Origin of the sequence: Nonomuraea muscovyensis, from assembly GCF_014207745.1 — a bacterium.
In the GTDB taxonomy this organism is placed as follows: Bacteria; Actinomycetota; Actinomycetes; order Streptosporangiales; family Streptosporangiaceae; genus Nonomuraea; species Nonomuraea muscovyensis.
The window spans coordinates 828,912-852,146 of sequence record NZ_JACHJB010000004.1 but is presented as its reverse complement, the minus strand read 5'-3'; the positions used below and the strand labels follow the sequence as shown (position 1 = coordinate 852,146).

20 protein-coding genes are annotated in these 23,235 nt (G+C 70.6%); 12 read left to right on the top strand and 8 right to left on the bottom strand.

Translation table 11 applies throughout. The features are described 5' to 3' along the window. Positions 1-86 precede the first annotated feature (86 nt). Together FHU36_RS41715 and FHU36_RS41710 are read left to right on the top strand one after the other, a co-directional pair. Positions 87-2,747, top strand: coding sequence for a sensor histidine kinase (locus tag FHU36_RS41715; RefSeq protein ID WP_185089597.1), 2,661 nt, complete (start codon positions 87-89; stop codon positions 2,745-2,747). 12 nt (positions 2,748-2,759) lie between these two features. Further along, positions 2,760-3,128, top strand: coding sequence for a DUF742 domain-containing protein (locus FHU36_RS41710; protein ID WP_185089596.1), 369 nt, complete (start codon positions 2,760-2,762; stop codon positions 3,126-3,128). A 163-nt stretch (positions 3,129-3,291) separates the two neighbouring features. On the opposite strand, the gene FHU36_RS41705 is transcribed toward FHU36_RS41710, so the two are convergent. Both FHU36_RS41705 and FHU36_RS41700 read right to left on the bottom strand, forming a co-directional pair. After that, a complete protein-coding gene (locus FHU36_RS41705) occupies positions 3,292-4,257 on the bottom strand; it encodes an SIS domain-containing protein (RefSeq protein WP_185089595.1) in 966 nt (321 codons plus the stop codon). Beyond that, positions 4,254-5,396 (bottom strand): aminoglycoside phosphotransferase, encoded by a 1,143-nt coding sequence (locus tag FHU36_RS41700; RefSeq protein WP_185089594.1) that lies wholly within the window; start codon positions 5,394-5,396, stop codon positions 4,254-4,256. Before FHU36_RS41700 ends, FHU36_RS41705 begins: the two co-directional genes overlap by 4 nt. A 136-nt stretch (positions 5,397-5,532) precedes the next feature. Here FHU36_RS41700 and FHU36_RS41695 point away from each other — a divergent pair, with 136 nt between their 5' ends. Genes FHU36_RS41695 through FHU36_RS46680 form a run of 4 tightly spaced genes read left to right on the top strand, consistent with a single transcriptional unit; the run spans position 5,533 to position 9,419 of the window. After that, positions 5,533-6,654, top strand: coding sequence for a polyamine ABC transporter substrate-binding protein (locus FHU36_RS41695; RefSeq protein ID WP_185089593.1), 1,122 nt, complete (start codon positions 5,533-5,535; stop codon positions 6,652-6,654). A gap of 24 nt (positions 6,655-6,678) precedes the next feature. Then, on the top strand, positions 6,679-7,548 hold the full coding sequence (locus FHU36_RS41690; RefSeq protein WP_312892201.1) for an ABC transporter permease: 870 nt from the start codon (positions 6,679-6,681) through the stop codon (positions 7,546-7,548). Beyond that, complete coding sequence (locus tag FHU36_RS41685) at positions 7,541-8,320, top strand: ABC transporter permease (RefSeq protein WP_185089592.1); 780 nt, start codon at positions 7,541-7,543, stop codon at positions 8,318-8,320. Before FHU36_RS41690 ends, FHU36_RS41685 begins: the two co-directional genes overlap by 8 nt. After that, positions 8,307-9,419 (top strand): ABC transporter ATP-binding protein, encoded by a 1,113-nt coding sequence (locus FHU36_RS46680; RefSeq protein WP_185089591.1) that lies wholly within the window; start codon positions 8,307-8,309, stop codon positions 9,417-9,419. The genes FHU36_RS41685 and FHU36_RS46680 overlap by 14 nt, the downstream gene beginning before the upstream one ends. 32 nt (positions 9,420-9,451) lie before the next feature. On the opposite strand, the gene FHU36_RS41675 is transcribed toward FHU36_RS46680, so the two are convergent. After that, positions 9,452-10,057, bottom strand: coding sequence for a TetR/AcrR family transcriptional regulator (locus tag FHU36_RS41675; RefSeq protein ID WP_185089590.1), 606 nt, complete (start codon positions 10,055-10,057; stop codon positions 9,452-9,454). A 144-nt stretch (positions 10,058-10,201) separates the two neighbouring features. On the opposite strand from FHU36_RS41675, the gene FHU36_RS41670 reads away from it, so the two are divergent. The 6 genes from FHU36_RS41670 to FHU36_RS41645 all read left to right on the top strand — a co-directional run bounded on the left by FHU36_RS41670 (position 10,202) and on the right by FHU36_RS41645 (position 17,758). Further along, complete coding sequence (locus FHU36_RS41670) at positions 10,202-11,521, top strand: nucleotide disphospho-sugar-binding domain-containing protein (RefSeq protein ID WP_246503246.1); 1,320 nt, start codon at positions 10,202-10,204, stop codon at positions 11,519-11,521. A 2-nt stretch (positions 11,522-11,523) separates the two neighbouring features. After that, positions 11,524-12,921 carry an aminobutyraldehyde dehydrogenase gene (locus FHU36_RS41665; protein ID WP_185089588.1) on the top strand — a complete coding sequence of 466 codons (1,398 nt, stop codon included), beginning with the start codon at positions 11,524-11,526 and terminating at the stop codon, positions 12,919-12,921. A gap of 250 nt (positions 12,922-13,171) precedes the next feature. Next, a complete protein-coding gene (locus FHU36_RS41660) occupies positions 13,172-16,354 on the top strand; it encodes a sensor histidine kinase (protein WP_185089587.1) in 3,183 nt (1,060 codons plus the stop codon). Continuing rightward, positions 16,351-16,773, top strand: a complete 423-nt coding sequence (locus FHU36_RS41655; protein ID WP_101790364.1) for a roadblock/LC7 domain-containing protein — start codon at positions 16,351-16,353, stop codon at positions 16,771-16,773. Before FHU36_RS41660 ends, FHU36_RS41655 begins: the two co-directional genes overlap by 4 nt. 21 nt (positions 16,774-16,794) lie before the next feature. Next, complete coding sequence (locus FHU36_RS41650) at positions 16,795-17,199, top strand: DUF742 domain-containing protein (protein WP_235996047.1); 405 nt, start codon at positions 16,795-16,797, stop codon at positions 17,197-17,199. After that, the gene (locus FHU36_RS41645; protein ID WP_185089586.1) at positions 17,180-17,758 is read left to right on the top strand and encodes a GTP-binding protein; all 579 of its coding nucleotides are present in this window, start codon (positions 17,180-17,182) and stop codon (positions 17,756-17,758) included. The genes FHU36_RS41650 and FHU36_RS41645 overlap by 20 nt, the downstream gene beginning before the upstream one ends. 79 nt (positions 17,759-17,837) lie before the next feature. On the opposite strand, the gene FHU36_RS41640 is transcribed toward FHU36_RS41645, so the two are convergent. The 5 genes from FHU36_RS41640 to FHU36_RS41620 form a co-directional block, all read right to left on the bottom strand. After that, the gene (locus FHU36_RS41640) at positions 17,838-18,620 is read right to left on the bottom strand and encodes an ABC transporter ATP-binding protein (protein ID WP_185089585.1); all 783 of its coding nucleotides are present in this window, start codon (positions 18,618-18,620) and stop codon (positions 17,838-17,840) included. An 88-nt stretch (positions 18,621-18,708) separates the two neighbouring features. Then, entirely contained in the window at positions 18,709-20,166 is a 1,458-nt protein-coding gene (locus FHU36_RS41635; RefSeq protein WP_185089584.1) for a dihydroorotase, read from the bottom strand. Between the two features lie 9 nt (positions 20,167-20,175). Next, the gene (locus FHU36_RS41630) at positions 20,176-20,952 is read right to left on the bottom strand and encodes an ABC transporter permease (protein WP_185089583.1); all 777 of its coding nucleotides are present in this window, start codon (positions 20,950-20,952) and stop codon (positions 20,176-20,178) included. Continuing rightward, positions 20,949-21,758, bottom strand: a complete 810-nt coding sequence (locus FHU36_RS41625; protein WP_185089582.1) for an ABC transporter permease — start codon at positions 21,756-21,758, stop codon at positions 20,949-20,951. The genes FHU36_RS41630 and FHU36_RS41625 overlap by 4 nt, the downstream gene beginning before the upstream one ends. Continuing rightward, on the bottom strand, positions 21,755-22,750 hold the full coding sequence (locus tag FHU36_RS41620) for an ABC transporter substrate-binding protein (RefSeq protein ID WP_185089581.1): 996 nt from the start codon (positions 22,748-22,750) through the stop codon (positions 21,755-21,757). The genes FHU36_RS41625 and FHU36_RS41620 overlap by 4 nt, the downstream gene beginning before the upstream one ends. Positions 22,751-23,235 lie beyond the last annotated feature (485 nt).

The following is a 23,235-nucleotide window of genomic DNA, read 5'->3' as shown; positions in this document are numbered from 1 at the left end:
GTGCTCCAATTGCCCGGACCTGTTGCTTTTTTCTCAGGAGTCCCAGGGCCTTCACATACGCCATATCGGGCGAGGGGTTGCGTTCGGTGAGTACACAATCAGACGTGCGGCAGGCGCACGGGGGGAGCTGGCGCCTGCGCAACTGGCGGGTCCGCGCCCGCCTCGTCGCCCTCATCCTCGTCCCGACCGCCGCGGCCGTCCTGCTCGGCGGCGCGCAGGTCTTCGCCTCGATCGGCGCCGCGGCCGACTACGACCGCACCAACCAGCTCGCCCGGCTGTCGGAGCAGGTGGGCGGGCTCACCCACGCGCTGTCGGCGGAGCGGGCCCAGGTCGCCTGGTACATCGCCCGGGGTCGTCCCGCCGGCGGGCTGCGCGCCGTGCGCGAGCGCACGTCCGAGGTGGACGAGTCGATCCAGCAGGTCAGAAACGGCGCCGACCAGTTGCGGGGCGCGGTCACGGGCCGCACCGCCGACCAGCTCGAGGCCATGGTCAGCAGGTTCGGCGACCTCGGCGGCCTGCGCGACCAGGCGCTCGACGGCGACCTGCTGCCCGCGGCGGCCGTGGACCTGTACACGACGATCCTCCGCGACCTGCTGTCCATCCACACCGAGCTGGTCAAGGGCAGCCAGGACGACGAGCTGTTCCGCCAGACCCGCATGCTCGACGCGCTCGCCCGCGCCAAGGAGAGCGTCTCGGTGCAGCAGGCCCTGGTCGCCACCGTCCTGGTGGCGGGCGCCTTCGACGCCCAGCAGCTCCAGGGCTTCCTCGGCGAGATCTCGCGCGAGCAGGCCGAGCGCAGGCGCTTCGCCGCCGAGGCCACCGCCGCCGAGCGCCGCTTCTTCGACGAGACCGTCAACGGCCGCTCCGCCGACCGCATGCTGTTCCTGCGCGAGCTGGTGCTGATCCGGGCCACGGCCGGGCAGCCGCTGCGCGGCCTCGACCTCGCCAAGCGCGACGACGCGCGCGAATGGTCCGACGCGGCCGGCGTGATCGTCGACGCGATGCGGACGGTCGAGCGTCGCCAGGCCGCCGGCATCGTCGCCCGCAGCCAGGCGCTCAGCGCGGCCGAGCAGCAGCGCGCCTACGTCATCGCCGCGGCCGTGCTCGCGCTCCTCGTGGCCGTCCTGCTGATCACGACCGGCGTGGCCAGGTCGCTGGTACGCCCCCTGCGACGGCTGCGCGGCGAGGCCCTGGAGATCGCCGGGCACCGGCTGCCGCAGTTCGTCCAGCGGCTGCGCGAGGCCCGCGACGGCGCGGTGGAGGTGGAGATCCCGCCGATCGGCATCTTCTCCCGGGACGAGGTCGGCGAGGTGGCGCGCGCCTTCGACGAGGTCCACCGCGAGGCCGTACGGCTGGCGGGCGACGAGGCCAGGCTCCGCTCGAACGTCAACGCGATGTTCGTCAACCTGTCACGGCGCAGCCAGACCCTGGTCGAGCGGCAGCTCACGCTCATCGAACGGCTGGAGCGCGGCGAGCGCGACGACACCAGGCTGGGCGACCTGTTCAAGCTCGACCACCTGGCCACCCGCATGCGCCGCAACAGCGAGAACCTCCTGGTCCTCGCCGGCCAGGAGGCCGCGCGCAAGTGGAGCCAGCCGGTCGAGCTGCACGACGTCGTCCGCGCGGCGCTCGGCGAGGTCGAGAGCTACGACCGCGTGAGCATCCAGGTGCGCTCGGAGGCCGCCATCGTCGGCCAGGCGGTCACGGACGTCGTGCACCTGCTCGCCGAGCTGGTGGAGAACGCCGTCTCGTTCTCCTCCAGCGACACCAAGGTCATCGTCTCCAGCAACCACATCGACGGCGGCGGGCTGATGCTCGCGGTCACCGACCACGGCATCGGGATGACGCCGGAGGAGCTCGCCCAGGCCAACCACCGCCTGGCGAACCCGCCCGTCGTGGACGTGTCCGTGTCCCGCCGGATGGGCCTGTTCGTGGTCGGCCGGCTGGCGCTGCGGCACAGCATCCGGGTCCAGCTCCGCCGCCAGGACGTGGGCGGGCTGACCGCGATGGTGCTCCTGCCGGAGACGCTGCTCACGCCGATGCCCGGGGCCATGCCCCCGGCGGCCGCCCAAGGCCCGGCACAGGTCCCGATGCAAAGTTCGGTGCAGGTCCCGATGCAGGGTCCCCGGCACGGCCCCAGGCACGGTTCGCCGCACGGGCCCGTCGACGGCCCGAGGCAGGGGCCGCCGTACGCCCCCGAGCACGGCGGCGCGCCCGACCTGGTGAGCAGCCCCTCCGAGACCTCGCCCTACGCGCCCATGGCGCTGGTCCCCACCCCGTCGATGCCCGGCTACGGGCACCCGTCGTTCGACGGCGTCGCCCCCGGCGAGGAGTCGTCCTGGTTCACCACGGACCACACGCACTCGGTCGAGCTGCCGATGCCCGCCCCCGAGGCGACGGACGACTTCCTGCCGGTCTACTCCTCCATGGAGTCGAGCAGTTGGTTCAGCAAGCCGTCGGCCACCCCCGACCAGCGCGACCAGACCTGGTCGTCGCCGGCCGACAGCGGGTGGCAGGCCGCCGACGCGGCCGGCGAGCCGGTGCGCGGTGGCACCACGTCCTCCGGGCTGCCCAAGCGGACGCCGAAGGCCAACCTGGTGCCCGGTTCGGCGGCGCCCGCTGGGTCCGCCGCGCCCGCCGCGCCCGCCGGACCGCCCCTGGTGTCGCCGGACCGGCTGCGCAGCAGGCTGGCCAGCTACCAGCAGGGCGTCCGCAAGGGCCGTGCCGAGCTGCAGGAGGACGCGTGAGAGGAGGGGACGTTGGCATCATGGCATGACGGCGAGCCGGAGCCCGAGCGCAGCTCGCTGGTCCGGATGTACGCCGTCACCGGGGGGCGCACGGCGCCGCGCAGCGGGCTTGCCATGGAGGCGCTCGTCTCGTCGGCCACGTCGGCCCAGCTCGGCCTGGCCTACCCCAGGGAGTTCCGGGCGATCAGCGAGTTGTGCCGCCAGGTGCGGTCGGTGGCGGAGGTGTCCGCGCTACTGGCCATCCCGCTGGGCGTGGCCAGGGTGCTGGTGGCGGACATGGAGGCCGAGGGGCTCGTCCGGGTCTACCAGCCGCAGCACGAGGCCGGCCGGCCGGACACACGCCTGCTCGAACGGGTCCTCACCGGCCTGCGCCGTCTCTGACCGACGTCCCGCCACCGGCCTGCGCCGTCTCTGACCGACGTCCCGCCACCGGCCTGCGGCCGCCTGTGACCGAGGTCCCGCTGCCGGGCTGCGTCGAGTCTGACCGAGGTCCTGCCACCGGCTGCGCCGCCTGTGGCCCGCGTCCCGCCACCGGGCTGCGGGGTCACCCCGCCACGGCCGACCACCACCGGGCGGCCACCAGCTCTGCCACCAGCGTCTCGGTCAGCAGGGCGGCCTCGGCGTCGTCGTCGTGCCGGTAGCGGATCGTCCCCCTGGCCCCCTCCACCTCGCCGCCCACGGCGAGCACCGTGGAGCCGCGCTGCCGTACCCACTCCATGGCCTGCGCGTCGTAGCGGGAGCCGGGGAAGAGCAGCGCCCGGTAGTCGAGCGTCTTGGTGAGGTAGACGTCCACGTGCGCCCAGTCGCCCGTCTCGCACGCGTCGGCCGGGCGGCGCGGCCCCTCGCGCACCATGAGCGCCGACTGCTCCGCCGACGACAGGCGCTCGGCGGGGGCAACGGCGTAGACGCCGTGCGGACCGTCCAGCAGCTCCAGTGCCGCGGGCAGCCAGGCGTCGCGGCGGTCCAGCAGGTCGGCGGTGGCCTCGGCGGCGCGCCGGACGAGGGCGGGCACGTCGCGGCGCGCCCCCGTGAGCCGCGACTCCAGGGCGAGCAGCAGCGCGAGCGTGTGCTGGAACGTCCGGCAGGACACCCCGCCGCGCTCCTCACCGGCGTGCAGCGGGACGACCAGGCGGGCGCCCTCGGTGACGGGGGAGCCGGGGACGTTCGTGACCGCGACCGTGAACGCCGGGGAGCCGGCGTAGCGGGCGGCGGCGTCGAGGGTCTCGCGGCTGCCGCCCGTCGCCGAGATCGTCACGACCAGCGTGCCGGGCGTGGCCGGGTACGTGGCGGCGGCCGAGGCGTAGTCGGCGTAGGCGTCGATCCCGGCGGCCCGCAGCCGCAGGGCAGCGACCCCGGCGGCGTACCGGGAGCTGCCCATGCCGAGGAACAGCACCCGCTCGACACCCGGCGGGAGCCCCTCGAACGGGTCGGCCTCCTCCAGCGTCGCGGCCAGGGTGGCGAGGGCGGCGGGCTTGGCCTCCAGGTCGGCCAGGTACAGCTCGGGGTTCACGGGTTCTCCTCGGGATACCAGGTGTGCAGCACGCCCATCGGGGCGTAGCGCCAGCGGGGCAGGTGGCGGGCGGCGTAGATGAGCTCCCGGCACTCCTGCTCGATCTCGAACGGGCGGAGCAGCGACTCGTCGAGCAGGTCGGGCCTGCCGCCCTCGGCGAGGCGGCCGCGGTAGGCGGCCAGCAGCGCCTCGCGGGCCTGCCGCGCCCAGTGCGCGGCGGCGCGGGGCGGGGTGCCGCGCCGCCTGACGGCCACCTGCGCCACGTGCTCCAGGCTCGTGGCGAGCTGGGCGACGTCGCGGGCGGCCGGCTGGTACGGCTCCGCGCCGGTGACGGTCGGGTTGCCGTCGAAGTCGATCACGGCGTAGCCGTCGCGCCAGCGCAGGATCTGGCCCACGTGCAGGTCGCCGTGGATGCGGATGACAGGGCTCGCGATGGGCGCGGCCAGCGGCTCCAGCTCCCGTCTGAGCGCGGGGGCGATGCCGGCCAGCCACGCGCCGTCGGCGCCGTCGGTCAGGTCGAGTGCCTCGCGCAGCGCCAGCTCGGCCCGGCCCGCCGCCTCGTAACCGCCCTCGGCGGGGCCGTCACCGCCGGGGAAGGTGGACAGCGCCAGGTGCAGAGCGGCGGCCAGGCGGCCGAGGTCGGCGGCGAAGGCGGTCCGGCCCGCCTCGGCCTCGTCCACGCACCACTCCCAGCCGTCCCGGGCCTGCGGCAGGTAGCCCGTCACCAGGGCCAGCAGCGTCTCGCCCGACGCGTCGGCCCGCGTCAGGGCCGCGTACGGCGGCGCCGTCTGCTCGAAGCCCACCTCGACGAGGTGCGCGAACACCTCCGGCGTGGGGTGGGGCATCGGCACCGGCGGCGTCAGCCACTTGACGACGACCTGATCGCCCACCACGACGGAGTAGTTCGTCTGGTCGACATGCTTACCGAAATCCCGCTCCACGGGCCCCCCGGGGTGGCGAGCAGTGCCGCCGTGCGAGAAGGTGGGCAGCGGACGAAACCGGCGGACGGCGAACGGCGGCGGCACCTCACCGCCGAGCGCGGCGAGAAGTGAGGCGGACGCGCCGCGATCCCGCTCGGTAAGAGGGTTCTCACCCAGCGACACCAGCCGGTCCCATATTGAATCTCGATTCAACAACATGACCATACTTCCAGGTGACAATGTCCGGAAAAGTCTTGCCGATGTTGATATCTGCTGCAACACTCCTGCTTTGGTCTGCAGTGCCCGGTTGGTCGCGAGACCTCTCGTCCCTCGGAACAAAGAAGGAGTAGCGGCCGTGTTCCGTTCCCGGTTCACCCGTCGTCTTCCGGCCGTCGCAGCGGTGGCCGGCCTCGCACTCGCCGTCGCGGCGTGCGGTGGTGGATCGACAGACAGTGCGGAGACGGCTCCGCGAGCAACGGCCGAGCCGCTCGACCCCCGAGCCGACCTGACGAAGCAGTCGATCAGCATCACGGTGTGGGACGGTTACACGCCGAAGGAGCTTCCCGAGAAGGTCAAGGAGAAGCTCAAGGTCTCCGACATGAACGTGACGCTGCACGCCACCAACGAGGAGGCGATGACCAAGCTCACCGCCGGCGGCGAGAGCGGCATCGACGTGGCGTTCGTGTCCGGCCAGTACGCCCAGGCGCTCAACGAGCAGGGCCTGCTGGAGCCCATCCACGCCGAGCTGATCCCCAACCTGGCCAACCTCTACCCCGAGGCGACCCAGCTGTCCTACGACAAGGGCAACAAGTACTCCGTTCCCTACACCTGGGGCACGACGGGCATCTGCTACCGCACCGACCTGGTCAAGGCCAAGCCGACGAGCTGGAACGACCTCCTCAAGCCGCCGGCCTGGGCCGAGAAGAAGGTCACCATGATGACCACCGAGCGCTGGCTGGCCCTGCCCGCGCTCAAGGCCCTCGGCTTCTCGGTCAACACCGACAAGGACGAGGAGATCGCCAAGGTCAAGGAGTTGCTGGTCCAGCAGAAGCCGAAGCTGCTCCAGTACGACGACACCACGTTCGGCGACAAGCTCAAGAGCGGCGAGGCCGTCATGGTCGAGGCGTGGGACGGCTGGTGCCCGACCACCGACGAGAAGAAGAACATCGCGTTCGTCGTGCCGAAGGAGGGCAGCGACCTCTGGGTGGACACCATGGTGATCATGAAGTCCTCCAAGAACAAGGAGGCCGCGCACTCCTTCATCAACTACATCCTCGACCCCGAGATCCACAGCTGGGCCGCCGAGAACATCAACTACAAGGTGCCCAACAAGGCCGCCATGGACAAGGTCCAGCCTCCCGAGGGCTCGCTGCTCGACATCAAGCCGGCCGAGCTGCTCAACGGTGAGTCGATCATCGACCTCGGCCAGGGGTCGCTCAAGTACACGCGCCTCTCCTCGGAGATCACGGCGCAGTAGGACAGGAACGGCGCAGTAAGAGCTGTGAAGGCACAACCCGCGGCCCGGCCGGTGTCCACCTCGCGAGGACGGCACCGGCTGGGCGCGTTCGTTTTCCTCGCACCCGGCCTGACGTACCTCCTCGTGCTGGTGCTGGTGCCGCTGGCCCTGGTGCTCAGCTTCACCTTCTTCCAGCGCGGGCGCTTCGGCGGGGTGATCTACGAATTCACCACCGAGAACTTCGCCCGCCTGGTCGACCCCCTCTACCTGGGGGTCGTCGGCACCTCCCTGAAGATCGCGGCGCTGGCCACGCTCATCGCCCTGGTGCTCGGCTACCCGACGGCCTACCTGATCGCGCAGTTGCCCCGGAAGTGGAAGACGGCCGCGCTGATCGCGATCGTGCTGCCGTTCTGGACGAACTTCATCATCCGGATGTACGCCTGGATCATCCTGCTCAACGGGCCGGGCCTGGTGAACTCCGGGTTCGAGTTGTTCGGCCTCGGCCCGTACGAGCTGCTCTACAACCAGGGCGCCATCGTCGTCGGGCTGCTCTACTCCTACCTGCCGCTGATGGTGCTGCCGCTGTACGCGGCGATCGAGAAGCTGGACCCGCAGCTGCGCGAGGCGTCAGCCAACCTGGGAGCCTCCGGGTTCACCACGTTCCGCCGGGTGACGCTGCCGCTCACCCTGCCGGGCGTGCTGACCGGGTCGATGTTCGTGTTCGTGCCGAGCTTCGCCAACTTCGTGATCCCCGAGATGCTGGGCGGCGGCAAGACCCTCATGGTGGGCAACCTGATCCGCAACGAGTTCCTCAAGGCCCGTGACTGGCCGTTCGGCTCGACGCTGGCGATGGCGCTCGTCGCGGTGCTCCTCCTGCTCCTCCTCGCGCAGGCGTGGGCGGCCCGCCGTGCGTAGGCCGCGACTGCTGTACATCCCGTTCTGGGCGACGCTCGTCTTCCTGTACGCGCCGATCGTCGTGCTCGTGGCGATGTCGTTCAACTCGGGCGAGTCGGCCTACACCTTCGAGGGGTTCAGCCTCAAGTGGTACGGCGTGCTGGCCGGGAACGAGCGCGTCCTGGACGGCCTGGTCAACACGCTGATCGTGGCCGCCGGCTCGACCGTGCTCGCCACCGTGCTGGGCACGCTGCTGGCGGTGGGCCTGGCCCGGCACACCCGCTCCAGGACGCTCGACGCGGTGGCGTTGATGCCGGCCGTGCTGCCCGACCTGGTGCTGGCCATCGGCCTGCTGATGTTCTACGGCCTGGTCCAGTTCACGCTCGGCGTCACCTCGGTGATCCTCTCGCACGCGGTGTTCTCGATGGCGTTCGTCGCGGCGGTGGTCCGCACCCGGCTCACCGGCGCCGACCCGTCGCTGGAGGAGGCCTCACGCGACCTCGGGGCGGGCCCGGTGACGACGTTCGTGCGGGTCACGCTCCCGCAGCTCGCCCCCGGCATCGTGGCGGGCGCGCTGCTGGCGTTCACGCTCTCCCTCGACGAGTTCGTGATCGCCTTCTTCACGATCGGCAACCTGGAGCAGACCCTGCCGATCGTCATCTACTCGATGATCCGCTTCGGGGTGGAGCCCCAGATCAACGCGCTGGGCACACTCCTGCTCCTGGTGAGCTTCACCGCGGTGATCATCGGACAGCGCATGACCAGGATCGGTGAAGCACGTGCTCAAGATTGACGGGGTCACCCGCAGGTTCGGTGACGTCACGGCGCTCGACGGCGTCTCGCTGGAGATCGGGCAGGGCGAGTTCTTCGCCCTGCTGGGCCCCTCGGGCTGCGGCAAGACGACGCTGCTGCGCATCATCGCCGGGTTCGAGACGCCCGACGGCGGCACGGTGACGCTCGACGGCGACGACCTGCTCGCCGCGCCGCCGAACCGGCGGCCGATCAGCCTCATGTTCCAGTCCTACGCGCTGTTCCCGCACATGACCGTGGCCAGGAACGTCGCCTACGGGCTGGAGCAGGAGAAGCTGCCCCGCCAGGAGATCAGGAAGCGGGTCGGCGAGGTGCTGGAGACCGTCGGCCTGGCCGAGCACGGCGACCGCAAGCCCGCCCAGCTGTCCGGCGGCCAGCGCCAGCGCGTCGCGCTCGCCCGGTCCATCGTCAAGCGGCCCCGTCTGCTCCTGCTCGACGAGCCGCTGTCGGCGCTGGACAAGAAGGTCCGCGCCGACATGCAGCTGGAGCTGAAGCGGCTGCAGAACGAGGTCGGCATCACGTTCGTGGTCGTCACCCACGACCAGGAGGAGGCCATGTCGCTCGCCGACCGCATCGCGGTCTTCCACAACGGGCGCGTGTGCCAGGTGGACGAGCCGGTTGCGCTCTACGAGCGGCCGAGCACGCCCTTCGTGGCCGGCTTCGTGGGCGCCAACAACCTCTTCGAGGGCACGGCCGGCGAGGACGGCGGGTTCGACGCCGAAGGCTTCGGCACGCTCCCCGGCACCCCGCTGCCTGACCTGGCCGCCGGCGCGGAGGCACTGCTGTGCGTCCGCCCCGAGAGCATCACCCTGGCCGACGACGGTGACACGGACGAGACCGGCTCGGACGAGACCGGCACGGGGGAGACCGGCGTGGGGGAGAGCGCGGCCGGCGTGCTCAAGGGCGGCGTGCTGGACGTCAGCTTCTACGGCGGCGTCTCGCACCTGTCGGTCGACGTGCCGGGCCACCCCAAGCCGGTCCTGGTGGCCGTGCAGGGCGCCAGCACCGTGCGGCCGGGCGCCAAGGTGCGGCTGCACTGGGACGCGGGTGACGCCGTGGTGATCCCCCGGGCCGCCCGGTGAACGAGCGGCCGGTGGACGGGAGCCTCCCGGGCTCAGTGGACGAGGTCGTTGCCCGTCGCCGTGCGGGCGTACGACAGGATCAGCTCGGCGGCCTCCGCCGGCCCGATCAGCGGGTGCCTGGCCGTGATGCGGTAGCCGTAGGCGTCCTCCAGGGCCACCAGGTTGCGCGCGAGCGTCAGCGAGTCGCCGCTCAGCCGGAAGACCCCGAGGGCCGAGCCCGTGTCCAGGATCGACTGGTACATCGCCACCTGGCGGTCGTACAGCGAGGTGAGCAGGACGCCGTACACGCGGTTGCGGCCCGCCGCCCCGCCCAGCTCGTTGAGCAACCGGACGTCGGGGTCGAGCGGCCCGGTCGGCAGCCCCGACCTGATCGTCATGACGAGCTTGGCGACCGGGTCGGTGACGGTGGAGAGCTGGCGCAGCCGCTGCTCGTAGAAGCGCTCCATCCCGGCGTGCTGCGCCTCGACCAGCAGCTCGCTCAGGTCGGGGTAGTGGTAGAGCACGGCCCCCGACGTGAGGCCCGCCTCCTCGGCCACATGCGACAGTTGGACGCCGTCCACGCCGTGGCGGATGATGGCCCGGCGAGCCGCCTCGATCAGGTCGATGCGGCGGTCAGTGCGGCTCTTACGCTGGGCCATTCTCCCCCTTTGTTACCGCTGCGTTCAGAAGGCCGTGACCATAGTGCCGCGAAGTAGCGCTTTACGCTAGATGAGTTTTTGAATGTCTCTTCAACTACCCTTCCCTCTCATCCGGAGTGCGTGATGTCCCTCACCATCCTGTTCATGCCTGAGAGCGCCTACGGCCCGACCAACAACAGCATCGGCATCGGCGACATCCTGCGCCGTCGCGGCCACCGGGTGGTCTTCGCCGCCGAGGCCTCCTGGAAGGGCAAGCTGGAGGCGCTGGGCTTCGAGGAGGACCTCGTCGACCTGGCGCCCCCGGCGGAGGAGGAGCAGGACGCGGGCCAGTTCTGGAAGGACTTCATCCGCGAGACCGCGCCCGAGTACCGCAAGAGCACGCTGGAGCAGCTCGAGACGGTCACCAAGCCGATCTGGGAGTCCCTGATCGACGGCGTGAAGTACTGCGAGCCCCAGCTCAAGGCGATCATCGAGCGGGTCCGGCCGGACGTCATCGTCGAGGACAACGTCATCACCTTCCCGGCGCTGCTCACGACGGGCAAGAAGTTCGTCCGGATCGTCTCCTGCAACCCGCTGGAGGTCCGCGGCGAGAACGTGCCGCCGGTCTTCTCCGGGCTGCCCGCCGCCGACCGGTCGGAGTGGGACGCCTTCCGCGCCGAGTACGACCGCACCCACCGCGAGGTCTGGGCCGCCTTCAACGAGTGGTGCGTCGAGCAGGGAACACGGCCGCTGCCCGACCTCGACTTCATCCACGAGGGCGACCTCAACCTCTACGTCTACCCGGAGATCCTCGACTACACCGCCGAGCGGCCGCTCGGGCCCACCTGGCACCGGCTCGACTCGTCCGTGCGCGAGACCGACGAGGAGTTCGAGCTGCCGTTCGAGCGCGGGAGCTCGCGACGGGAGGGCGACGAGGGAGCCGACGAGGAGCGAAGCGGGCGCGACCATGAGCACGAGCGGGGCGACGGCGCGCTGGTCTACTTCTCCCTCGGCTCGCTCGGCTCCTCCGACGTGGAGCTGATGCAGCGGGTGATCGACGTGCTGGCCACAACCCCGCACCGGTACATCGTCTCCAAGGGCCCGCTGCACGAAGAGATCAAGCTGGCCGAGAACATGTGGGGCGCCGAGTTCCTGCCGCAGACCAAGATCATCCCGCTCTGCGACCTGGTGATCACCCACGGCGGCAACAACACCACCACCGAGGCGCTGCACTTCGGCAAGCCGATGATCCTGCTGCCGCTCTTCTGGGACCAGTACGACAACGCCCAGCGCGTCGACGAGCTCGGCTACGGCGTCCGCCTGGCCACCTACGCCTTCACCGACGAGGAGCTGACGGGAGCCCTCGACCGCCTGCTGGGCGACGAGGAGCTGCGTGCCCGGCTGGCCGCGGCGGGCGAGGAGATCCGCGGTCGCGACGGCCTGCGCCGGGCGGCCGACCTCATCGAGCGACTCGGCCAGGAGTAGTCATGCGCGAACTGATCAACCCGGCCACCGGAGTCCTGCACGACATGGTCCCGGACACGCCCGTCGAGGGCGTGGCCCGGGCCGTGCTGCAGGCCCGCGCCGCCTTCGCGGAGTGGTCGCAGGCGACGCCCGCCGAGCGGGCCCGGCTGTTGCTGCGGCTCGCCGACCTCGTCGAGGCCGACGCCGAGGAGCTGACCCGGCTCGAGGTGGAGGACACCGGCAAGCCCGCGACGGTCGTCAGGGACGGCGAGCTGCCGTTCGCGGTCGACAACCTGCGCTTCTTCGCCGGCGCCGCCCGCTCGCTGGAAGGCACCGGGGCCGGGGTGTTCAGCCGCGGCTACACCTCCGTCATGGTGCGCCGTCCCGTCGGCGTGGTCGCCTCGATCGCGCCGTGGAACTTCCCGCTCGTCATGGCCGTCTGGAAGCTCGGCCCGGCCGTCGCCGCGGGCAACGCCGTCGTCATCAAGCCGGCGCCGCAGACGCCGCGCAGCACGCTGCGGCTGGTGGAGCTGTTCGCCAAGGCGGGCGCGCCGCACGGGCTGGTGCAGGCCGTCACCGGCGACGCCGAGGTGGGCGAGGCGCTCGTCACCGACCCGGGCGTGGACATGGTCAGCGTCACCGGCTCCACCGAGACCGGCCGGGCCGTCATGGCGGGAGCCGCCACGACGCTCAAGCGGGTCCACCTGGAGCTCGGCGGGAAGGCGCCGGCGCTGGTCTTCGCCGACGCCGACCTGGCCGCGATGGCCGCCGGCGTGGCCATGGGCGCCACCTACAACACCGGCCAGGACTGCACCGCGGCGACGCGCGTCTACGTGGCCCGTGCGGTGTACGCGGACGCGGTGGAGGCCCTTCGGGCAAATCTTGCCGAAATCAAGGTCGGTGACCCCTGGGATCCGGCCACGGACATCGGCCCGCTGATCTCCGCGGAGCACCGTGACCGGGTGCACGGCTTCGTACGCGGCGCCGGGGGGCGGATCGCGCAGGGTGGAGCCCCGGTCGACGGGGCAGGTTTCTACTACCCGCCGACTCTTGTGACAGATGTGGCTCAGAACAGCGATATCGTCCAAGGGGAACTTTTCGGTCCCGTCCTCGTGGTCCTGCCCTTCGACGGTGAGGACGAGGCCGTCAAGCTCGCCAACGACACCCGTTACGGCCTGGCGTCGTCGGTGTGGTCGCGCGACGTGGCCAGGGCGATGCGGGTGTCTCACCGCTTGGACGTGGGTGTCACCTGGATCAATGACCACCTGCCCATCGCCAGCGAGGCCCCCCATGGCGGGGTCAAGGGCAGCGGGTTCGGCAAGGACATGAGCCAGGAGGCGGTGCAGGAGTATTCGGTGACCCGTCACCTGATGATCAAGCATGCGGTGTCCGAGGAGCGAGACGGCTTCCGGCCCGCCTGAAAGACAGGCACGGCGATATGCGGCCTCGAGGGCACGATTGGTCGCATTTGGTGGGATATGTACGGTTGGCCGATGTGGTACGGGTTGTGTTCCAATTACCCAGCCCGCACAAATCCCATGCGCCCCAAGCGTGTCAGATTTTCGAGCACGTACCGGCGAGAGGTTGCGAGAGTCAGTGAGGACGGATAACCCCAAGCACATCAGATCTGGGGAGTACACAGGCAGCAGGTTCCGCCTGGGGAACTGGCGTGTGCGCTCGCGACTGGTGGCGCTGATTCTCATCCCCACCGTCGTGGGCGTTCTTCTCGCCGGTGTCCAGTTGGCCAACGCCATCAACACCAGCACCGAGTACCGCAGGCTGACCCAGCTCGCCGAGGTCGTGCAGCGCGTCAACGCGCTCACCCACGAGCTGGGCGAGGAGCGCACGCTCACCGCCTGGTACATCGCCGACCGGCGGCGCCCCAGCCGGCTGAACGCCCTCAAGACGCAGCGCCAGGCCGTCGACAAGGCCAAGCAGGGCGTCCTGACGGCTATGTCCGCCATCGACGCCGCCCACGCCCAGCACGTCCTGGAGGACGTCTCGGAGATCCGCCGGTGGCTCAACGGCATCGACGGCCTGCGCGAGTCGATCCTCGACGGTGAGAGCGTGCCGCCGCGAGCGGCGATCCGCACGTTCTCCACGATGATCGACACGGTCTCCCACCTCCAGGCCGAGCTGGCCAACGGGGTGAGCGACGAAGACCTGCAGGAGAACATCTCCGCGCTCGGCGGCCTGGCCCGCGCCAAGGAGGAGGTCTCCCGCCAGCAGGCCATCCTCGTGGTCGCGCTGATCGGTCGCCGGCTCGACTACGACGACCTGTCCGACTTCCTCGGTTCGTGGAACCGCCAGCAGGCCGAGCAGGCCGCGTTCGAGCAGAGCGCGAGCACCGTCGACCTTCAGGCCTACCGCAAGAACGTCCGGGGCCTGCAGATCGACCGCGCCGACGCGATGCGCCAGCGCGCGCTCGCCCAGATGCGCGAGTACCGGGCCATCCGCGACCTCGACGTCACCTCCCGCCGCGACATCACCCTCTGGTACGACAGCACCACGCTGTCCGTCAACGCGATGCGCAAGGTCGAGGAAGGCCTGACGACGCGGATCGTGGCCCAGACCCGTGACCTGAGCGACGGCGAGCAGCGCAACGCCATCATCTCCGGCGCGATGATCCTCGTCCTGCTGCTCCTCGTGCTGATCTTCACCACCCGCGTGGCCGGCTCCCTGGTCCGGCCGCTGCGCCGGCTGCGCGCGGAGGCGCTCCAGGTGGCCACCACCCGGCTGCCCGAGACCGTCCGCGTGCTGCGTGAGTCCGGCGACGGCGCCGCGGTGCCGGAGGTGCCGTCGATCGGCATCAACACCCGCGACGAGATCGGGGAAGTGGCCCGGGCCTTCGACGAGGTCCACCGCGAGGCGATCCGGCTGGCCGGCGACGAGGCCAAGCTGCGCGCCAACGTCAACGCCATGTTCGTCAACCTCTCCCGGCGCAGCCAGACACTGGTCGAGCGGCAGCTGCAGCTCATCGAGGGCCTGGAGCAGGGCGAGGAGGACGAGCAGCGGCTCGCCAACCTCTTCCGCCTGGACCACCTGGCCACCCGCATGCGCCGCAACAGCGAGAACCTCCTGGTCCTCGCCGGCCAGGAGGGCGCGCGCAAGTGGAGCGAGCCCGTGCCGCTGGTCGACGTGGCCCGTGCCTCGCTGTCGGAGGTCGAGAACTACGAGCGGGTCCAGATCCAGATCCCGTCCGGCATCCAGATCGTCGGCCCCGCCGTCACCGACACCGTCCACCTGCTCGCCGAGCTGATCGAGAACGCCATCTCCTTCTCGCCGCGCGAGAGCAAGGTGCAGGTCACCCAGACGCCCGCCGAGGGCGGGGTGCTGGTCACGATCAACGACCTGGGCATCGGCATGACCAACGAGGAGCTGGCCGAGGCCAACTGGCGGCTGGCCAACCCGCCGGTCGTGGACGTCGCGGTCTCCCGCCGCATGGGCCTGTTCGTGGTCGGCCGCCTGGCGCTGCGCCACGGCGTCCGCGTCCAGCTCCGCATGCGTGAGACCGGTGGCCTCAGCGCCATGGTCATGATCCCCGACATGCTCATCGCGGGCGCCGCCGGCACCGCGTCGCACGGCCAGTACGACGCCTTCACCTCCTTCGACCCGTCGGCCATGGAGCCCGCGGCCAACGGCGCCTACGCCGCGCCGTCGGCGCCCGCCGTGCCCACGGGGTTCGGCACCGACGACGTCCCCGTGAACACCGAGTGGCCGGGCAGCCTGCCCGTCCCGGGCGGCACCGGCACCAACTGGCCGTCCTTCGCCGAGGACGTGCCCAGGCAGGCCGAGGAGCCCCGCTGGTCGTCGTTCGCCGAGGAGCCGCCGCCCGCGCAGCCGGAGACGCGCTGGCCGTCGTTCGCCGAGGACGCGCCGCAGGCGGACGAGCCCCGCTGGCCGTCCTTCGCGACCGAGCCGCCGCCGCCGGCCCAGGACGAGCCGCGCTGGCCGTCGTTCGCGACCGAGCCCCCGCCGCTCGACCCCGCGCAGCAGGACACGCGCTGGCCGTCGTTCGGCGAGCAGCCGCGCAGGTCGTCGCTGTTCGACGCGCCGGAGCCGGCCCAACCGGCCCAGCCGGCCACGCCGTCGCCGTTCGGCGCCGCCGGCCCCGACCAGCCGCCGTTCGGCGCCGGTGAGATGCCGTGGCCGTCGTTCGCCGAGACGGCCAAGCCGTCCGACTCCTACGCGCAGAACGGCCACCACGCCTTCGACCCGTTCGGCCCCGGCGACTACTCCTCGCAGGACCTGACCGGCCCGCTGCCCGTCGTGCGCAGCTCGCCGATGGAGGAGCAGAGCGAGGACTTCCTGCCGATCTTCTCGTCGGTCGGCTCCGACTGGTTCCGCAAGCCGGACCCCGAGCAACTGCAGCCGAGGCCCGAGCCGTGGCAGGAGCCCCAGCACGAGCCCCAGCAGGCGGCCTGGCAGGCGCCGTCCGAGCCCGAGGAGCCGGAGACCGCCGTCCAGCCCGCGGTGCGCCTCGACGCGGAGCCTCCCGTCGAGGTCCGTCGCGAGCCGCAGCAGAGCACCGAGCGGCCCGGAGCGCTGCCCAGGCGCCGGCCGGGCGAGTCGGGCGCCGGAGCGACGTGGTCCTCGCCGGCCGACAGCGGCTGGCAGGCCGCGCAGGCGGCGGCGCAGCCCGCCCAGGGCGGCACGACGTCCTCCGGCCTGCCGCGCCGCGTGCCCAAGGCCAATCTGGTGCCCGGAACCGCCAGCCTGGTGGAGCCGCAGGCCGCGTCGCCGGCGCCGCAGATCTCCCCCGATCGGCTGCGCAGCCGGCTCTCCAGCTTCCAGCAGGGTGTACGACAAGGCCGCGCGTTCACCCGCGGAGAAGAGAACGAGGAGGACAAATGAGAGAACTGAGCCAGGGAGCGCGTGGCATCAGCTGGCTGATCACTGACTTTGTGAACAACGTGCCAGGTGTCGCGCACACCGTCGTGGTCTCGTCTGACGGTTTGCCACTGGCCTTCTCCGAGGGTTTCCCGAAGGACCGTGCGGACCAGCTGGCCGCGGTCGCCTCGGGTGTCATCAGCCTGACACAGGGCGCGGCGCGTGTCTTCGAGGGCGGCCTGGTGACCCAGACCGTCATCGAGATGCAGCGCGGACTTTTGATGATCATGTCGATCAGCGACGGTTCCTGTCTGGCCGTGCTCGCCGCGCCCGACTGTGACATGGGCCTGGTGGCCTATCAGATGACGCTGCTGGTGGAGCGCGCGGGGCAGGTCCTCACGCCCGCCGTACGCGCCGAACTGCAGGCAGCCCGCCCCCGCTAGCGGGGGCGGTGACAGGAGAACATGGTGTCAGGTCAGGGTTGGGCTGGTGATAGCACTCCGCCGCATCCGGCGGCTCCACGTCCGCAGAAGTCGAGCTCCCTGGTGCGGCCGTATGCCGTGACCGGGGGGCGCACGGCCCCGCGGATGAAGTTCGCCATGGAGGCATTGGTGTCCTCCGTGACGTCGGAATACCAAGACATTTCTCTGCTGAGTCCGGAGTATCAGGCGATCATTCAACTGACCCGGAACGTCAGGTCGGTTGCCGAGATCTCCGCACTCCTCCGCCAGCCCCTCGGGGTGGTGCGGGTGCTGATCGCCGACATGGCGTCCGAGGGCCTGATCCGCGTGCACCAGCCTGCGCTGGACGCGGGGAAGCCGGACCTCAACTTGCTCGAAAGGGTGCTCAGTGGACTTCGCAGGCTCTAACGCCGGCCTAACCTCGACGAAGATCGTCGTGGCCGGCGGGTTCGGCGTGGGCAAGACGACGTTCGTGGGTGCGGTGTCGGAGATCCTGCCGCTCACCACAGAGGCCGTGATGACGGATGCCTCGGCGGGTGTCGACGACCTCTCGCTCACGCCGAACAAGACGACGACGACCGTGGCCATGGACTTCGGCCGTGTCTCTCTGGACCGTGACCTGATCCTCTACCTGTTCGGCACGCCCGGGCAGCACCGGTTCTGGTTCATGTGGGACGACCTCGTCCGCGGCGCGATCGGCGCCGTGGTGCTGGCCGACACGCGGCGGCTGGCCGACAGCTTCCCCGCGATCGACTACTTCGAGGAGGCCAAGCTGCCGTTCGTGATCGGCATCAACGGCTGGGAAGGGCAGTTCTCGCACCAGGACGACGAGATCCGCGAGGCACTGTCGCTCGGCTCGCACACGCCGATCGTCCGCCTCGACGCCCGGGTGCGGGATTCGGTGAAGAGCACCCTCATCACGTTGGTGGAGCACGCGCTGACGCGGCACATGCACGCGCCGGCGTAACGCCCGCCCCGCCCGAGAACGCCGAGTGCCGCCGGACGCAGCGTCCGGCGGCACTCGGCGTCTCGGGCCCGCTGAGGGGTCAGGCGGTGGGGGCGGGCGTGTCCACGCCGCGCACCAGGCGGCCGACCTCGCCGCGCAGGCGGACGAAGTCGGGGTGCTCGCGCGTGGTGATCTGGTCGCGCGGCGCCGGCAGGTCCACCGGCAGGTCGCCCACCACGTGGGCGGGCGCCTTGGACAGCACCACGACCCGGTCGCCGACGTAGACGCTCTCGTCGATGTCGTGGGTGATGAGCACGATCGTCATCTGGTGGTGGCTGCGCACCTTGAGCACGAGATCCTCCAGGTCCTCGCGCGTCTGGGCGTCGACCGAGCCGAACGGCTCGTCCATGAGCATGAGGGACGGCCGGTAGGCCAGCGCGCGGGCGATCGCCACCCGCTGCTGCATGCCGCCCGACAACTGGAACGGGTACTTGCGCCCGGCCTCGGCCAGGCCGACCGACTCCAGCGCCTCGTGCGCGGCCTCGCGCCGCTGCCGCTTGTCCATGCCGCGCCGGCGCAGCGGCAGGGCCACGTTGTCGGCCACCGACATCCAGGGGAACAGCGAGCGGCTGTAGTCCTGGAACACCACGGCGAGGTTGTCGGGCGTCTGGCGGACCAGCTCGCCGTCGACCCGGATCTCGCCACCGGTCGGCTTGATCAGCCCCGCGATGGAGCGCAGCAGCGTGGACTTGCCGCATCCGGAGGGGCCGACGATGCACAGCAGCTCGCCGGCGGCCACGCTCAGCTTGAGCCCGTCGATGGCGTGGTGCTCGTTCGGACTGCCGGGCCCGTATACGTGCGTGAGGTTCTCGATCTCGAGCAAGAGATGTCCTAGGGCAGCCAGATCCGGAGATGACAGGTCGACTTTACCGAAGCCTGTGATCTATGAACATGAGGAAGCGCGTACTCCCTCACCCCGTGGGCCTGCGGACGTAGCGGCCCACCGGAGCACCGACGATCTTGCCGGTGTCGAGCACGTGGTGGCCCCGGACGAACGTGTCGGTGACCTTCGCGGTCAGCTCGAACCCCTCGAACGGGGTGTACTCCTGCGCCGACTCCGAATCCGCGGCCGAGACGGTCCACGTGGCCTCCGGGTCCACCAGGCAGATGTCGGCGTCGAATCCGGGGGCGATCGTGCCCTTGGTGCGCAGCCCGTACCTGCGGGAGGGGTTCCAGGAGGTGAGCGCGGCGATGCGCCCGTACGACAGGCCGCGCCGGCGGCCCTCGGTGATCAGGCCGGGCAGCAGGTACTCGGCGCCGCCGAAGCCCGCCTTGGCCACGAACACGTCGTCGGCCGGGGTGCCGAACTTCAGCTCCTCGCGGCAGCAGGCGTGGTCGCTGACCACCCAGTCGACGGTGCCGTCGAGCACGTACTCCCACAGCGCCTCGACGTCCTCGCGCGGCCTGATCGGCGGGTTCACCTTGCCGCCCAGGCCGTTCGCCGTGTCGATGTCGGCGAGCAGATGGCCGATCGTCACCTCCCGGCGGAAGTCGATGTGCGGGAACGTCCTGGCCATCCGCACGGCCGCGTCCAGCGCCTTGCGCGAGGACAGGTGGAGCAGGTTGACGTTGCCGAGGCCGGTCTCGTGGGCCAGGTAGGAGGCGATGAAGACGGCCAGCCCCTCCGAGTGCGGCGGCCGGGAGGCGCTGTAGGCGGCCAGCCCGCTCAGCTCGCCCGCCTCCTCCACCAGCCTGGTGTAGGCGGTCATGATCTCGGCCGTCTCGCAGTGCAGCGACAGGGAGATCTCGCCTGCCAGCTCGGGGAAGCGCTCGCGGGCCGCCTGCACGCCGCGCATCACGAACTCGAAGTGCGCGTAGTCGTAGCGCTCGCCGTCGGGCAGCATGAGGAATCTGCTCTGGTCGGCCGAGCGGCCGTGCAGCCCGTGCCCGCCGTAGAACATGAAGATCTTGAACGACGGCACCCCGAACCGCTCCACCAGGTCGGGCAGTTCGCCGATGTGCCCGCTCGACATGGGCGCGAGGTGGAACCCGTAGTCGACGTAGGCCCGGTCCTCGGCCATCCGCAGCACCTCGGGGAAGAACTCCGCGTACGGGCCGCCCCGGTTGAGGTAGTACTGCCCGGTCCGCATGTAGGTGAGCGCCGTGGTGACGCCGCCCTGCGCCGCGGCCCTGCTCTCCGAGCCGGCGTCGTCGGACAGGGGGTTGTAGATGCCCCAGTGCTGGTGGGCGTCCACGACGCCCGGGAAGGCCAGCCGGCCGTTGCCGTCGATCACCTCCGGCACGCCCTCGGTGGACAGCCCCGGTGCGACCCGGTCGACGCGCCCGCCGGTCACGGCGACGTCCGCCGGGACGGGATGGGCGCGGTCGTGCGTCACGACACGCACGTTCTTGATGAGCAGGTCCGTCACGTCCGCCTCCTACGCGGTACGGCGGGCGCCGCGATGCCAGCCGAGCATCCGGCGCTCGATCATGAGGAACAGGGAGTTGAGCGCGAAGCCGAGCACCCCGAGCACCACCACGCCGGCCCAGATGCCCGGCATGTCGGCGTTGTTGCTGGCCACGCTCAGCAGGTAGCCGATCCCGTCCGTGCTGCCCTTCAACTCGGAGATGACCATCAGGATGAGCGCGAGCGAGACGCTCAGCCGCAGGCCCGCGAAGATCTTCGGGGACGCGGCCGGGAGGATGATCCGGAAGAGCCGCAGATGGGCGGGGACGCCGAAGACCGTCGCGGTCTCCATCTGCATACGATCGACGTTACGCGCGCCGTCGATGGAATTCAGCAGGATCGGCCAGATGATGCCGAAGACGATGGTGGCCACCTGGACCTGGGTGCCCATGGCGAACAGCACGAGGAAGACCGGCAGCATGGCCGGCGGCGGCACCGCGCGCCCGAACTCCACGAGCGGGTCGACGTAGTCGGCCAGCCGGCCGATCCGGCCGATCGCCACGCCCAGCGTCACCCCGATGACCACGGCGGCGCCCCAGGACCCGACCACCCGCACCACGCTGGGCACGAAGTTGTCCACCGCCTCCTCGGTGAGCAGCATCGGGCCGGAGAACCACCGCTCGCCCATCCAGGAGGCGATGAGCGTCGGAGGGGGGAGGAAGGGGTTGGCCACGGACCTGGCCAGCAGTTCCCAGCCCACGAGGACGACGGGGACCAGCCACAGCCGCCTGACGAGTCTCCCGATCATGTGTGCCGCCACCGGAACAGGCGCCGCTCGGCGCGCAGCAGCACGGTGTTGACGGCCAGGCCGACGATGCCGGCCCACAGGAGCGTCGCGACGACGTCGAGCATCGCGTCCGCGCCGATGCCGGTGCTCGCCTGGATGAGGAAGGCGCCGATGCCGCCCGAGCCGCCGACGAAGTACTCGACGCTGATGGCGAGGATCAGGGTGATCGAGGCGGCCAGCCGGATGCCGGTGTAGATGAACGGCGCCGCGCTGGGCAGCGAGACCCGCCAGATCACCGCCGTCCGGCCGAAGCCGAACGAGCGCAGCGTCTCGGTCGCCACGGGGTCGACGTCGCGCACGCCGTACAGGGTGTTGATGAGGATGGGCCAGGACGCGGCGTAGACGATCAGCGCGACCTTGGCGTTGATCTCCGGCTGGAAGAAGAACAGCGCGAGGGGGATCAGCGCGACCGAGGGGATGGGACGCAGGAACTCCACGATCGCCCGGGTCGTCTCCTCGACCACGGGCACCGTGCCGAGCAGCAGGCCGATCGGCACGGCGACCAGCACGGCCAGCGGCAGCCCGATGACGGCGGCCAGGAGTGTGGCGAGCAGGTCGCCGAGGAAGGCGGGGTCGGCGGCCAGGCCGGCCACCCGGGCCAGCGAGGCGGAGGCGGCGGGCAGCCAGGGGAGCAGGCCGCTGGTGGCGGCCACCTCCCAGGCGAGCAGGAAGGCCGCCACGCCGATGGCGTGGCGCAGGAGCTTTCCGTGCCGGGCGCGGGAGACGGCAGGGCGTCGTCCCCGCGCCGGCGTGGTCGCAGCGGTCATCCCTTGAACGGGACGATCATGGAGTCGACGTTGATCTGCTCCTTGAGGAAGCCGTACTCGAGCATGAGGTCCGCGACGCGCTGGATGCGCTGGGCGCTGAGCGTGGTCGGGTAGTTGCCGAGGTTGATGGTGGCGGCCGTCTCCGCGGGGATCTTGGTGAAGGTCGGCAGGATCTTGGTCACGGCGCTGCGGTCGGTGGCGGCGATGTTCTGCGCCTTGGCCATGGCGCGCTGGAAGGCGGCCATCGTCCTGGGGTTCTCGGCCACCCACTTCTCGGTCGCCGCCCAGCCGGTGATGGGCAGGGCCTCCGTCGGTCCGGACATGGTGTCGACGAGCATGGTGGCGCCGAGCTTGTTCTTGGCCTCGCTGACGTACGGGTCGGTCATCCAGACCGCGTCCACGTCGCCCTTCTCCAGCGACTGGAGCCAGTTGGTGGTCGGCACCTCGACGTACTGGATGTCCTTGCCGGGTGTGGGGTCAAGGCCGGCGATCTTGAAGTGGGGGTTCATGGTGAGCACGCCGAGGCCCTTGAGCGCGTTCACGCCGATCTTCTTGCCCTTGAGGTCGGAGACCTTCTTGACGGCCGAGTCGCGGCCCACCATGACGCCGAAGGCGCCGGTCGCCCCCTGGTAGGAGTCGGCGATGTACTTGAACTTCTCCGCGCCCTCGCTCTGGATCGTCAGGATGGTCGCATAGCTGCCGAGCACCACGTCCATGCTGCCGTTGGACAGCTTGGGCAGCACGGCCTGCGGCGCCTGGATGGCCTCTGTCTTGACGTCGAGGCCCTGCTCCTTGAAGAAGCCGCGCTCGATCGCGATGAACAGGGGCGCGGAGTCGGCGCCGGGGTACTGGCCGATGAGCAGGTCGGTCTTCTCCAGGCCGGCGGCGTTGGTGGCGCCGCCTGGCGGATCGTCGGAGCTGGAGCACCCTGTCAGGGCAAGGGTGACCACCAGTCCGAACAGGGCGATACGCCCTGGTGCGCCGAGCCTCATCTCGCGTCTCCTTTGAACGAGGGTGAGCGACCACCGTCGCACCCTTGTGCCGTCAACCCTTGCGCATGATCCCCCGATTCTGGAATTTATCAATATATATGGCCAACTATCGGTCGCACTGATTCTATGGAGGTATGTCCGGATATTGAGTGAAGATATGGCTAGCGTTCATCGGGGGCGTGTGGCTACTGTCGGGGCGTGGAGACATATACGCATGATCGGCTAACTGTGGCATTTGCTCGGGTCAACCGATTATTTGTTGAACATAAATAAGGGTTTCGGACCACCGGTGCCGGGGGCGGCACCACCAGAACTTGATCCTCTTGCACCAGACCATCCCGAGGAGAGGTTGCGGAGGCCAGTGAGAAGAACAGTGCCCCCTGCAAGCGGGGACTCCGGGGCGTCTCCGGAGGAGTCCGCCTTCCCGTCACCTCACGCCGCCACCGGGCCGCCCGCCCCCCGGGCGGGCCGGCCGAAAGGCACCG